The 12,833-nt window shown below is 57.8% G+C and carries 13 protein-coding genes; 12 read left to right on the forward strand and 1 reads right to left on the reverse strand.

Features of this window, described 5'->3' with window-relative positions; all coding sequences use genetic code 11:
• Positions 1-16: 16 nt before the first annotated feature.
• The 11 genes from ABGT74_RS07345 (at position 17) to ABGT74_RS07395 (ending at position 10,498) form a co-directional block, all read left to right on the forward strand.
• Positions 17-535, forward strand: coding sequence for a peptidylprolyl isomerase (locus tag ABGT74_RS07345; RefSeq protein ID WP_346705046.1), 519 nt, complete (start codon positions 17-19; stop codon positions 533-535).
• 21 nt (positions 536-556) lie between these two features.
• Positions 557-1,294, forward strand: coding sequence for a hypothetical protein (locus ABGT74_RS07350; RefSeq protein ID WP_297283377.1), 738 nt, complete (start codon positions 557-559; stop codon positions 1,292-1,294).
• A gap of 225 nt (positions 1,295-1,519) precedes the next feature.
• Positions 1,520-2,881, forward strand: a complete 1,362-nt coding sequence (locus ABGT74_RS07355) for an alpha/beta fold hydrolase (protein WP_346705047.1) — start codon at positions 1,520-1,522, stop codon at positions 2,879-2,881.
• A gap of 189 nt (positions 2,882-3,070) precedes the next feature.
• A complete protein-coding gene (gene abc-f, locus ABGT74_RS07360) occupies positions 3,071-4,999 on the forward strand; it encodes a ribosomal protection-like ABC-F family protein (RefSeq protein ID WP_346705048.1) in 1,929 nt (642 codons plus the stop codon).
• A complete protein-coding gene (locus tag ABGT74_RS07365) occupies positions 4,996-5,778 on the forward strand; it encodes a YdcF family protein (RefSeq protein WP_346705049.1) in 783 nt (260 codons plus the stop codon). Before abc-f ends, ABGT74_RS07365 begins: the two co-directional genes overlap by 4 nt.
• Positions 5,779-5,794: 16 nt before the next feature.
• Positions 5,795-6,859, forward strand: coding sequence for a peptide chain release factor 1 (gene prfA / locus ABGT74_RS07370; protein WP_346705050.1), 1,065 nt, complete (start codon positions 5,795-5,797; stop codon positions 6,857-6,859).
• A gap of 24 nt (positions 6,860-6,883) precedes the next feature.
• Positions 6,884-7,096: a hypothetical protein gene (locus ABGT74_RS07375; protein WP_346705051.1), complete on the forward strand. Its 213-nt coding sequence runs from the start codon at positions 6,884-6,886 to the stop codon at positions 7,094-7,096.
• 27 nt (positions 7,097-7,123) lie between these two features.
• Positions 7,124-8,152: an L-threonylcarbamoyladenylate synthase gene (locus ABGT74_RS07380; RefSeq protein ID WP_346705052.1), complete on the forward strand. Its 1,029-nt coding sequence runs from the start codon at positions 7,124-7,126 to the stop codon at positions 8,150-8,152.
• A gap of 29 nt (positions 8,153-8,181) precedes the next feature.
• The gene (gene coaE / locus ABGT74_RS07385) at positions 8,182-8,772 is read left to right on the forward strand and encodes a dephospho-CoA kinase (protein WP_346705053.1); all 591 of its coding nucleotides are present in this window, start codon (positions 8,182-8,184) and stop codon (positions 8,770-8,772) included.
• Between the two features lie 3 nt (positions 8,773-8,775).
• Positions 8,776-10,170, forward strand: coding sequence for an aminopeptidase (locus tag ABGT74_RS07390; RefSeq protein ID WP_297283369.1), 1,395 nt, complete (start codon positions 8,776-8,778; stop codon positions 10,168-10,170).
• A 145-nt stretch (positions 10,171-10,315) separates the two neighbouring features.
• The gene (locus ABGT74_RS07395) at positions 10,316-10,498 is read left to right on the forward strand and encodes a hypothetical protein (RefSeq protein ID WP_297283368.1); all 183 of its coding nucleotides are present in this window, start codon (positions 10,316-10,318) and stop codon (positions 10,496-10,498) included.
• 47 nt (positions 10,499-10,545) lie between these two features.
• Here the strand turns inward: ABGT74_RS07395 and ABGT74_RS07400 are convergent, their stop codons facing one another.
• Positions 10,546-11,616: a sensor histidine kinase gene (locus tag ABGT74_RS07400; protein WP_297283367.1), complete on the reverse strand. Its 1,071-nt coding sequence runs from the start codon at positions 11,614-11,616 to the stop codon at positions 10,546-10,548.
• A gap of 251 nt (positions 11,617-11,867) precedes the next feature.
• On the opposite strand from ABGT74_RS07400, the gene gap reads away from it, so the two are divergent.
• Positions 11,868-12,833 (forward strand): type I glyceraldehyde-3-phosphate dehydrogenase (gene gap / locus ABGT74_RS07405; protein ID WP_346705054.1); only part of this gene is annotated, 966 nt, incomplete at its 3' end.

Consider the following 12,833-nt stretch of genomic DNA (forward strand, 5'->3'; position numbering starts at 1 on the left):
AATGGAGTGATATACCATGAGCAACCCGATTGTAACGATCGAAATGGAGCAAGGCGGCGTTATTCGCGCAGAGCTGTATCCTGAGGTCGCCCCGAATACGGTACGCAATTTCATTTCCCTGATTCAAAAGGGCTTTTATAACGGCACGATTTTCCACCGCGTCATTCCGGGCTTCATGATCCAGGGCGGTGATCCGGAGGGCACCGGCATGGGCGGCCCCGGCTATGAGATCCGCGGCGAATTTACCGCAAACGGCTTCCAGAATGACTTGAACCACACCCGCGGCGTGCTTTCCATGGCGCGCACGATGGCGCCGGACTCTGCCGGCAGCCAGTTCTTCATCATGACGGAGGATTCGCCCCATCTCGACGGCCAGTATGCATCCTTCGGCATGGTCATTGAGGGCATGGATGTGGTAGATGGTATCGTCAATACCCAGCGTGACTGGCACGACCGCCCCCGTCAGGAGCAGAAAATGAAAACCGTCACCGTCGATACGATGGGCGTGGAGTACGAGCAGCCAGAAACCCTGTAAGCAGAAAGAAGGGGAACGGTATTGTATTATACCAATAAGGAGACTTTTATCCTGTCCTCGGTCGGCTGCATGGATACCGAACCGGACGGGCTGGAATCCATCCTCGCCGGAAATGAAGAGGGGGCAAAGGGCTGCTGTTTGTCGGTCGATATGACCGCAGACGGTATCGCGGTGCTTTCTTCGGATGGTTATTGCGTGGCAGCGGACGGCACACAGATGAGCATTGCCGATTATAGCTATGCGGAGCTGCATCAGGCCGCGCCGCAGCTCATCCCGGCCGGACAGGCCATTGAGCTGGCGCGCACCTGTCAGGCGAAGATCGCCATTACCGTACATAACCAGACGCTGCTGCCTCAGCTTCGCATGACGCTGCGTCATGTAAACTATTTGGACGATACGATTTTCGTCGGCTTGGGTCTGGTAGAGGCAGCGCGTATCGCGGTTGCCAATCCGGATCTGCACATTATGGGCGAGCTGCCTGCGCTGCCGGATAATATTGACGCTCTCGTGCAGGCGGCGCAAACGACAGGTTTGTTCGGTATCCGTGCGGCTGCGGGAGATTTGACGCCTCGATTGATCGGCGCTTGCAAGCAGGCAGGCTTGTTTACTATGAGCCTGCCGACCAATAATGAGCGTACGCTGGCCGGTCTGATCCACAGCGGGGTCAATTTTATCGAAACCGGGCGGCCGGATATCACTGCGATGCTGTTACCGGCGGGTGAGTCGGAGCCGCATCAGATCCCGATGATGCGATACTGATGTTTCACGGAAAGCGTACAGCTTTCCGTGAGGAGGGCTGTGCCGTGCTGCGTAAAACGCGCGCGAACACAGCCCTTGCGCGATTTTGCGCGCAAGTATGCACACAAAATCGCGTCCTTGTATCAAAAGGTAGGCAAAGCCCGCCTTTTGATGAGAAAGCCTGCATTTACAGGCTTTTTCTGCTTTATGCGCACTTTGCGGCGCAGATGCAAGGGGGGATGAGATGTGAGATATGTCACACGGCTGCTGCGTGTGCTGGTGGTATCCTGCTTGGCCAATTATCTGCTGGTTTTTACGCAGCTGGTGCCGCTGTCCGGCCTGTCGGCTGGTGTTGTGCTGCTCGCGTTGCTGGTGGGGTATCTAACCATACATATTCGTCCGTGCCGTGCGCCGGGCGTGAGGCGTCGCCTGCGCACGCTGCTGGGCGGCTATGAGCTGCTGATGGTGGTACTTTGGTCGATCGTTGCGACCGGCGTGCTGTGGCTGGTGCTTTACCGCACCGGACGATTGGCTGGCCGCATGCCGGGATTGCCCGCATGGGTGCCGGCTGTGATTGATTTGTTGATTTGGCTGCCTGTAATAGGTCTGTTGGTGACGAACGGCTTTCTCCGTGTGCTGATTACCTGCAATCGGCTGCGCATCGTCTGGCGCGTGCTTCTGCTGGTGTGTTGGTGGGTGCCGGTGTTCAACCTGTACCTGTTCTATCGTGTGCTGCGTGCCGCGCGCAGCGAATACTACTTCGATTTGGGGCGGCTCGAGCGCGAAGCCGTCCACGCCGAAAACGAGGATTGCCGCACGAAGTACCCGATTCTGCTGGTGCACGGCATCTTTTTCCGCGACTGGCAGTTGGTCAACTACTGGGGACGCATTCCGCAGGCGCTGCAAAAATGCGGCGCGAGGCTCTACTATGGCGGACAGCAGTCCGCTGCGCCTGTGGCCGTGTCGGCGGCTGAGTTGAAAGCGCGCGTCGAAGCCGTGCTGGCGGAGACCGGCGCGGAAAAGCTCAACCTGATCGCGCATTCCAAGGGCGGGCTGGACAGCCGCTATGCGATCTCGCGTCTGGGTCTCGCACCCTATATCGCTTCACTGACCACGATCAACACCCCGCATCGGGGGTGTGTATTCGCCCAGCACCTACTGGCCACGCTGCCAAAGAGCGTGCTCGGCTGGATGGAGCGTCGGTATAACGCGGTGTTCCATGTGCTTGGTGACGAAAAACCGGACTTTATGGGCGGTGTACGCGACCTTGCGGCTGACGCCTGCGCCGCGTTCAACGAGCAAACGCCCGACGCGGACGGCGTCTATTACCAAAGCGTGATGAGTACGATGCGCAGTCCGAAAAGTGCGGGTTTTCCGCTTAATCTGACTTGGCGGCTGGTCAACCGTTATGACAGGCAGGAAAACGACGGTCTGGTTGCGCGCAGCTCAGCCGAATGGGGGCATTTTCTCGGTAACCTGACCGTACCGGGGCGCCGCGGCATCTCCCATGGCGACGTGATCGACCTGATGCGCGAGGATATCGCGGGCTTTGACGTGCGCGAGTTCTACATCGAACTGGTGCGCGGGCTGAAAGAGCGTGGGCTGTAACACTGCTTTCCGGCGGCGCAGGTAAAAACCGGACAAATTCTGGAAGAGAGCCGCTTGGATGCGGCTCTTTGCTGTTTTGTGCGTGCTGCGGCTTGAAAAGAGGGCGTTATGGCGTTTTGGGGTTTTCTACGATGCGAAAACGTGCTATAATATCTCTGATTATCAATCAACCGAAAGGAGCCGCCTGACGTGGCTGATATTTCCGTACAAAATCTGACCAAATACTATGGCGATAAGCTGATTTTACAGGATATTTCCTTTGACATCCAGCCGGGGGAAAAGGTGGCCATCCTCGGCGCAAACGGCGCGGGCAAAACCACGCTGCTGAATGTGCTGACCGGGCGCCTGCCCTATGACGGCGGGCATGTGTCCTTTGGGCAGGGTAAAACCGCAGGCGTGATCGACCAGATGCCGGATTTCCCGCCGGAATCCACAGTCGAGGATGTGATGCGCCTTGCGTTCCGCGAATCGGACGAGGTCGCTGCTGCAATGGATGCACTGACCGACGAGATGACCCGTCGCCCGGACGACGCATCCCTGCTCAAGCGGTATGCGCAGCTGGAAACCCGTCTGGAAATCCTCGGCGGCTATAACCGCGATTACGAGATCGACCGTGTGTGTAACGGTCTGGAGATTCCCCCGGCAATGCGTGCGCAGCAATTTGCGCTGCTGTCCGGCGGGGAAAAGACGCGCATCAATTTGGCACGCATCATTTTGGAGCAGACCGATATCCTGCTGCTCGACGAGCCGACCAACCATCTGGATATGCAGGCAGTGGACTGGCTCGGGGAATACCTCGAGAACTACCGCGGCACTGTTATGATTATTTCCCATGACCGCTGGTTCATTGACCAGTGCTGCGACCGCGTGATCGAGATTCACGACTGCACCTGCGATTTCTATAACGGTAACTACTCGTATTACGCCGTCGAGCGGGAGCGCCGCCGCGAGGAGCAGCTCAAGCACCATGAACATGAGATGGCAGAGAAAAAGCGTCTGGAAGCGACCGCCCGCATGATGCATGAGCACGGCACTGAGCACCTCGCCAAACGTGCGGCGTCCATCGAGAAACGCATCGCGCGCATGAAAGTCACCGACCGCCCCAAGACCGAAAAGAAAATGACCGTCACCTTTGGTGACCCGAACTATGAAACCGAAGAGGTTCTCAAGGTCAAGGATATTACAAAGAGTTATGATGGGCGGGAAATATTACATGATATCAGCTTCAATATCCGCAACCGCGAAAAGGTCGCGCTGCTGGGCGCGAACGGTGCGGGCAAAACGACGCTGCTCAAAATCCTGCTGGGCGAGGAAATGCCGGATAACGGCGTAATTCGTAAAGGTGTGGGACTACGCCCCGCCTATCTGCCGCAGCAGGTGCATTTCGCCAACCCGCACCGCAACCTGATCGACACGTTGATCTATGACAAAAATGTGTCCATGCAGGTCGCGCGCAATCGGCTCGGCTCGTTCCAGTTTACGGGTGAGCAGCAGATGAAAACCGTGGAAATGCTGTCCGGTGGCGAGAAAAGTCGTTTGCGACTATGTGAGCTGATGTACGACCCGCTCAATTTCCTCATTCTTGACGAGCCGACTAACCACCTCGACCTTGCCAGCCGTGAATGGATTGAGGAGGCGGTTGAGGCGTTCGACGGTACGTTGCTGTTCGTCTCGCACGACCGATATTTTGTCGAGCGATTTGCGACCCGCGTGCTGTATCTGGAGGACGGTCATCTGATCGACTTTATTGGCTCGTACTCGGATTTTCTGGCGTACCGAGAAAAGGGTGTCAAACCGGAAAATCCTGCACCTGTCCTGGCGCCAAAACGCAAAAAGCCCGATGTCCCGACGCTGGACGACGTTCCTCGCCCGCCGGAAAAGCCGAAACGCACAGGCGGCACGAAAAATTTGCAGAAACAGCTCAACACCCTCGAGCGGGAAATCTCTCAGCTGGAGCAGCAGTCGGCGGACTTGGAACAGCAGATGATCGAGGCTTCGTCTGATTCAGCGCGGCTGCTGGAGCTGATGACCGAAAAGGAAGCATGCGACGAGTCGCTGGCCGCCAAGATGGATGAATGGGAGGCCGTAGCGGCTGAGTTGGAGGAATTACAGCAATGACCGAACGCAAATTCTGGCTGGCGCTCGCGGCGGTGTTCGTTGTGGGCGGCGTGATACAGCTGCCATGGGCACCGTCACGCTTCGGCGCGGCATTCTTCCTTGCGCTCGCCGTAGGCTGCGCGGGGATGTGGCTGATGCTGCACGGACGGGAAAAATACCGCGCCTGCCGCGTGCTGGCGGTCGTGGGGCGCGTGCTGTTCGCATTGTTTGTGGTGTCCTTCGTCGCTATTCAGGTGTTTGTCATTCAGTCCGGCATGCGAGCGGAACAAGCCGATACGCAGGCGGATTATTATATCGTGCTTGGTGCGCTGGTCAACCCGGATGGACAGCCGTCCGCAGCGCTCGCCGCACGGTGCGATACCGCCGCCGATCTGCTGGCTGCCAACCCGGACAGCAAAGCGGTGCTGTGCGGCGGACAGGGCGGCAATGAACCGTGCACCGAAGCGGATTCCATGTTTGCGTACCTGACCGAGCAAAAGGGCGTTGACCCTGCCCGTCTGCTGCGCGAGGATGCGTCCACCAACACGATCGAAAATCTGGCGAATGCGCGTGCGCTGATCGAGAACGCAGAAAAGCGCGATCACGAAAGCTACACGGCTGCGGTGGTGACGAGCGACTATCATTTGGCGCGCGCCAAAATGCTGATGCGCCGCGCGGGCTATGAAGAGGGGCTGGGCGTTCCCGCGCCGACACCCTATCCTGGGCAGTGGGTGGCGGTGCGTTGCCGGGAATACTGCTCGATCCTTGGATTGATGCTGACCGGCCGGTGGACGGCCTGAGGGGAAGGAGAAACGCATGTTTGAAAAAGTGAAGGGGCTGTGCCGGCGCATGGATGAGCTGGAAGCCCGTTTGTCCGAGCCGGGGCTGTATGATGATCCCGATCGTGCGGCGAAGCTGCTCAAGGAGCGCAATGAGCTCGAGCCGATCGTCACAACGTACCGCGCGTACGAACAGGCACGGCAGACCATTGTGGACGCGACCGGAATGCTGTCCGACCCGGATATGAAGGAGCTGGCGCAGGAGGAGCTGCACGCAGCCAAGGCTGAGGAAAAGCGGCTCGAAGAGGAACTGAAGATCCTGCTGCTGCCCAAAGACCCGAACGACGACAAAAATATTTTCGTGGAAATACGCGGCGGCGCGGGCGGCGAGGAAAGCGCGCTGTTTGCGGCGGATTTGTACCGCATGTACACGATGTATGCCGATAAACGCGGCTGGCAGACCGAAGTGATGAGTGCGTCCGAGACCGAACTCGGCGGCTATAAGGAAATTGTGTTCCGCGTGGCAGGTGATAAGGTGTATTCGCGGCTCAAGTTCGAGAGCGGTGTGCACCGTGTTCAGCGCGTGCCGGAGACCGAGAGCCAAGGCCGCGTGCACACCTCAACAACGACGGTTGCGGTACTGCCCGAAGCGGAAGAGGTGGACTTCTACCTTGATCCGAACGATCTGCGTATTGATACATTCCGTTCATCGGGCGCGGGCGGCCAGCATATCAATAAAACGTCCTCGGCGATCCGTGTGACCCATATCCCGACCGGTACGGTCGTGGAATGTCAGGACGAACGCAGCCAGCATAAGAACAAAGACAAAGCCCTGCGCGTGCTGCGCAGTCGTCTGTACGAAGCCGAGGTCGAAAAACAGCAGGCCGCTATTGCCGCTGACCGTAAAAGTCAGGTTGGTACGGGCGACCGTTCCGAACGCATCCGCACCTATAACTTCCCGGAAAACCGGGTGTCCGACCACCGCATCAAGCTGACGATCTACAAGCTCGACCAGTTTTTGAACGGTGACATGGATGAGGTGCTGGACGCACTGATCGCAGCGGACACGGCTGAAAAGATGAAAGCGCAAAGCGAAACCTGACCCCTCGAAAGGAGAAACTCTGCAATGAATGAACTTACTGCCCTGATGCAGTCTGCGCCGTGGATGGTGATTGGCGGCGCGCTGGTGGCCATCAATCTGATTCTGTTCGCGCTTAAAATCACCAAGCGGCTGATTCTGCTGGCGATCGGCGCGGCGCTGGTTGCAGTCGGTATTTATACTGGCGTGATCGACGCGCCCAATGTGCTTTTTGCCCTTTCACCAATGTTAATTGGATAAAATTCTCCACATGGAAGTGAAAAATAAGTGAAAACGATTATGCTTTCCCCACAAGAAGATGAAAGCGCAATAAAAACTGCTGCTGACCTGATTTTGCAGGGCGAAGTGGTGGGCATGCCCACGGAAACAGTCTATGGGCTTGCTGCTAACGCCTTAAATGGGGATGCGGTGGCGAAAATCTTCCGCGCAAAGGGCCGTCCGCAGGATAACCCGCTGATCGTGCATATCGCGGACTTTGAGCAGATCTACGATCTGTGTCCGGCCGTGCCGCCGCAGGCGAAGCTGCTCGCTGAGGCGTTCTGGCCCGGCCCGCTGACCATGATCGTGCCAAAGGGCGACTGCATTCCGAACGAAGTTTCGTGCGGGCTGGACACGGTCGGCATCCGTCTGCCGTCGCATCCGCTGGCGCGTGATTTGATTCGCGCAGCAGGCGTGCCACTGGCTGCGCCCTCCGCAAATACGTCCGGCCGCCCGTCTACCACGACGGCTGAGCATGTGCTGCGCGATATGGACGGCAAAATTGCTGCCATTCTGGATGGCGGGCCGTGCGGCGTGGGGGTGGAATCCACGGTCGTGACGCTGGCGCTCGACAAGCCGCGCTTGCTGCGGCCGGGCGGTATTACGCTTGAGCAGCTCAAAACCGTGCTGGGTGAGGTCGAAGTCGACCGCGCGCTGTTTGAAAAGATCGGGGACGATGTCAAAGTATCCGCGCCGGGCATGAAATACCGCCACTATGCGCCCAAGGCGCCGGTGACAGTGGTGCGCGGAGACCCACAAAAGACGGCAGACTATATTGCAGAACATATCAACGGCCCCACTGGCGTTCTATGCTTTGATGAATATCAAGATCGGTTCCCCACTTGCGCGGTGGAATGCTTCGGCTCGCAATCCGACCTTGCTGCGCAGGCGCGTGAGGTGTTCGACCGGCTGCGCGCGTTTGACGAGACGGACGTGCAGCAGATTTGGGCACAGTGTCCATCGGACGAGGGATTGGGTCTGGCGGTCGCCAATCGCATCAAAAAAGCCGCGGGCTTCCATGTGATTGAATTGGGCTGACTGCATAACCCGTAAAAGAAGGTGGAAAAATGAGAATCATCGGGCTGACCGGCGGCAGCGGCACGGGCAAGGGCACGTTTGCCGCGTTGCTGCGTGAAAAAGGCGCGGGCTGGGTAGATGCAGACGCGGTCTATCGCACGCTTTGTGCGGAAAATCGCGACATGCTCGCCGCGCTCGACGCGGCGTTCGGCGGGGTGCTGGATCAAAACGGTGCGCTCGACCGCCCCAAACTCGCCTCCATCGTGTTTGCCGACCCGGAAAAGCTGAAACAACTCAATGCGATCACCCTGCCATACATCCGCGCAGCATCGCTGGAGACTATGTGCGCGCAGGGCGATTGTCCATTTGTGCTGTACGATGCACCGACGTTGTTTGAGGTCGGTGCGGACGACCTGTGTGAGCGTATCATTGGTGTGCTGGCGGATACCGAGACGCGCGTTGCGCGCATCATGGCGCGCGATGGATTGGATGAGCCAGCCGCCCGTGCCCGTATTGGGGCACAGCCAGACGCGGAATTCTATCGTGCGCGGTGCGATTACATTGTGGAAAACAACGGCGGCATTGCCGATTTGCAGCGGCAGGCCGACGCGATTTTTGAAGATTTATGCAAAGGAGAATGAGCAATGACTTCTGAACAGCTTTTTTATGACAAAAAGCCGGGTTTTGACCGTCTGACCGGCAGCGATAAGCGCGGCATGCAGGCGTATGCCGAGGAATACAAAGCATTTCTGGACGAAGCCAAGACCGAGCGTGACGCAGTTGCGGAAATGGTGCGCATGGCAGAGGCCAAGGGCTTTCACGCGTGGAAGCGCGATGATATCCTCAAGGCGGGCGACAAGATCTATCGGATCAACCGGAATAAGGGCATCATGCTTGCCGTCATCGGCAAAAAGGACATTTCCGAGGGCGTGCGCCTGACCGCTGCCCATCTCGACGCACCGCGCGTCGATATCCGCACCGTGCCGCTCTATGAGGACGGCGGCATGGCATTTTTCAAGACGCATTACTATGGCGGTATCAAAAAGTACCAGTGGACGGCGATTCCGCTCGAGCTGCGCGGCGTGGTCTGCGTTTGCCATAACGGGCAGATGAAAACGGTAGAGGTGCGTGTGGGCGACAAGCCGGATGACCCGAAGTTCGTCATCACCGACCTGCTGCCGCATCTTGCGTCTGAGCAGATGACCAAAAAGGCGACCGAGGTCATCAAGGGCGAAGGCCTGAACGTGCTGATCGGCTCGGTGCCGAGCGAAACGGTGGACGAAAAGTGCAGCGAGAAGATCAAGCTCGCTATTATGGAGCACTTAAACCGCCAGTACGGCATGGTGGAAGCGGATTTCCTGTCGGCGGAGCTGTGTTGCGTGCCGGCGTTTAAGGCGTGTGATATCGGCTTTGACCGTTCGTTTGTTGGCTCGTATGGCCACGATGACCGCGTCTGCTCGTACACGGCGGCAACCGCGCTGCTCGACCTCAAGGCAACGCCCGCTCATACTTGCGTGTGTCTGCTGGTGGACAAGGAGGAGACCGGTTCGGACGGCGTGACGGGCATGCAGTCGCACGCATTCGACACCTTTATGGCTGACCTGTGCCGTGCGCAGGGTGCGCTGCTCGACGAGTGCTATGAGAACTCGGTCTGCCTGTCCGCTGACGTGTGCAACGCCTTTGACCCGAATTTCCCCGAGGTTTCGGAAAAGCGCAACGACGCCAAGGCAAACTGTGGCTTTGCGTTGGTCAAGTACACGGGTGCGCGTGGTAAATCCGGCACGTCGGACGCAACTGCGGAGCTGATGGCGCGCATCCGCTGCATTTTCGATAAGGCGGACGTGGTCTGGCAGACCGGCCAGCTCGGCAAGGTCGATCAGGGCGGCGGCGGCACGGTCGCGATGTATCTGGCAAACCGCAACATCGACACGGTGGACGCAGGCGTGCCTGTGCTTTCCATGCATGCACCGTTTGAGGTCATCGCAAAGCTGGACCTCTATATGGCGTATAAGGGCTTCGGTGCTTTCTATAAGGATTGATCTCTCAGCAAGTAACAATTTGGTGACAAAAAGGGCGGCTTTTGCCGCCCTTCATTACGTCTTTGTTACATTTTGCAGCCAAAGAGCCCAAGCTATGGTATCATAAGCTGAACCCTGAAGGATCATCTGACAGGAGGTTCCGAAGATGACATTCAAACAGGTGCTTTCGTACTTTCTGACCGGCGCGGCCGTGCTGTCTGTGACGACCACGACGCTGGCCGCGGAGGACCTGCTGCACGACAATGCGGACGGCGCTGCGGATGCGCAGGCGCAGGTGTCCCATGCGGAGCGGGTACGGACTTCGTACGATGTGTCCCAAGAGGACTGACAAAAAAGCAGCCGCTGTGCCCAGCACAGCGGCTGCTTTTTGCTCTTTTAACCCAAAACAGAAAATTCGATCTCTTCCAGCGGGTAGCCGTCCTCCAAGATCATGGGGGCGTGCAGGTTGTGATCGGCGAGCGCTTCAGGCAGATGCGCAAGGGTGAAATGCAGCTGACTGCCGCCGCCCTCACGCGGGGACAGCAGCAGACTGCCGCCGTGCAGCTGCGCGATGCGTTGGATGAGCGGCAAACCCAGTCCGGGCGGTGTGCCTTGTCGCGCAAGCGCAAGATACTCGTCGAGTGGGGCAGGCATCTGCCATCCGGATAGCAACGCTTCAAAACGTGCCGCATCCAGACCGGGACCACGGTCAGCAACTGTGGTGGTGAAAAATGCGCCGTCATCATACAGGCTCAGACAGATGTCACCGTCCGTCGGGGTGACATGCAGGGCGTTTGTCAGCAGGTTGTATAGTGCGGTGCGGATGAGCTGCGGCTCCACCAGCGCGATACAGGTTTCTTCCGCATGCACTGTAATGGGAACGGAACCATGGGCAGCAGCCTGTTCTGCTGCGTCGCGGCACAGCTCAGCCAGATCGCAATAATGCAGTTGCAGCTGTTCTGTCAACGGCGGGTCGTGCAGAAAATCCGAGTGCAGGAGCAGACGGTGCATCCGCAAGCACTGGCGACGCAGGTGCGCAGCCAGCACAGGATCGTCCACCTGTGCGGCGTCTGCCAGCAAAGCCCCCAGATATTGTGTGCCCTTGGCATGCAGCACGCGAAGCGTACCATCATAGGAGGCGCGATCGTCGCGCACAAAGGCCAGCAGTGCGCCGTCACGGTGTGGTAGGATCTCCAGACGGTATTCCAAACCGTCGAGCTCTTCATAAACCGTATGGGGTGTGTGAGACGCGATGCAGTCGCGCAGGGCGGCAGATGCCTGTTCACTGAGCAGCTGGTCGATGCGCTCGAGCGGGTGCAGTCCGGTCAGGCGCGCCGCAGCCTGATTGCCGTTTTCGATATGGAGCGTGGAAGAAACAGTGACGACCGCCGCATCGCGCAGGCCGGTACGGGCGAGCAGCTCACGCAGGGTTTTCTCGTCAATCTGGGAAAAGAAAATATCCGCCATCTCTATCCTCCAAAATATTTTTGTTTCTCTTTGCTGGGTATAAGGTTATGCGGTGGCTGAAATACTATATTTTGTGGGATGTGCTTATTATACCACCAGACGGGAAGGCATTGCAAAGAAAAATGTACAAAAAGCCTAGTTGTAATGACAAAAATTTCACAAATATTACACCTTGCGGCAGACGACCCGTTTAGTGTATAATAAAACCATCGACAGAGACTCATTAAAAACATTTTAGGAGGATACTGTAAATGGCTATCAAAGTTGGTATCAATGGCTTTGGCCGTATCGGCCGCATGGTTTTCCGCGCTGGTCTGAAGAACCCGAACATTGAGTTCGTAGCGGTAAACGACCCGTTCATGACCCCGGACTACATGGCATACATGCTCAAGTATGACACCATGCACGGTCGTTATGACGGCACCATCGAGTATGACGACAATTCTATCACTGTGGACGGCAAGAAGGTTCTGTTCCACGCTGAGATGGATCCGAAGAACATCCCGTGGGGCGCTGACGGCGTTGATTACGTTGTTGAGTCCACCGGCGTGTTCCTGACCAAGGAGAAGGCACAGGCGCACATCGACGGCGGCGCTAAGAAGGTTATCATGTCCGCTCCGTCCAAGGACGACACCCCGATGTTCGTTATGGGCGTTAACCAGGACACCTACACCAAGGACATGACCTTCGTTTCCAACGCTTCCTGCACCACCAACTGCCTGGCTCCGATCGCTAAGGTTCTGGACGAGGCATTTGGCATCACCGAAGGCCTGATGACCACCGTTCACTCCACCACCGGCACCCAGAAGACCGTTGACGGCCCGTCCAAGAAGGACTGGCGCGGCGGCCGTGCGGCTTCCGGCAACATCATCCCTTCTTCCACTGGCGCTGCTAAGGCAGTAGGCAAGGTTTACCCGAAGCTGAACGGCAAGCTGACCGGTATGTCCATGCGTGTTCCGACCCTGGACGTTTCCGTTGTTGACCTGACCTGCAACCTGGCTAAGCCGGCGACATACGACGAGATCTGCGCTGCAATGAAGAAGGCTTCCGAGACTCCGCTGTCTGAGGGCGGCCTGCAGGGCGTTCTGGGCTACACCGACGAGGACGTTGTTTCCTCCGACTTCCTGGGCGACGCTCGCACCTCTATCTTCGACGCCAAGGCTGGCATCCAGCTGACCGACACCTTCGTGAAGGTTGTTTCTTGGTACGACAACGAG

Origin of the sequence: uncultured Agathobaculum sp. (assembly GCF_963927765.1) — a bacterium.
Taxonomy (GTDB): Bacteria; Bacillota; Clostridia; order Oscillospirales; family Butyricicoccaceae; genus Agathobaculum.

Coding starts and splice junctions, on each gene's coding strand:
- ABGT74_RS07345 (WP_346705046.1), top strand. CDS start 17: ATGAGCAACCCGATTGTAACGATCGAAATGGAGCAAGGCGGCGTTATT.
- ABGT74_RS07365 (WP_346705049.1), top strand. CDS start 4,996: ATGACCGAACGCAAATTCTGGCTGGCGCTCGCGGCGGTGTTCGTTGTG.
- prfA (WP_346705050.1), top strand. CDS start 5,795: ATGTTTGAAAAAGTGAAGGGGCTGTGCCGGCGCATGGATGAGCTGGAA.
- ABGT74_RS07375 (WP_346705051.1), top strand. CDS start 6,884: ATGAATGAACTTACTGCCCTGATGCAGTCTGCGCCGTGGATGGTGATT.
- coaE (WP_346705053.1), top strand. CDS start 8,182: ATGAGAATCATCGGGCTGACCGGCGGCAGCGGCACGGGCAAGGGCACG.
- ABGT74_RS07390 (WP_297283369.1), top strand. CDS start 8,776: ATGACTTCTGAACAGCTTTTTTATGACAAAAAGCCGGGTTTTGACCGT.
- ABGT74_RS07395 (WP_297283368.1), top strand. CDS start 10,316: ATGACATTCAAACAGGTGCTTTCGTACTTTCTGACCGGCGCGGCCGTG.
- ABGT74_RS07400 (WP_297283367.1), bottom strand. CDS start 11,616: ATGGCGGATATTTTCTTTTCCCAGATTGACGAGAAAACCCTGCGTGAG.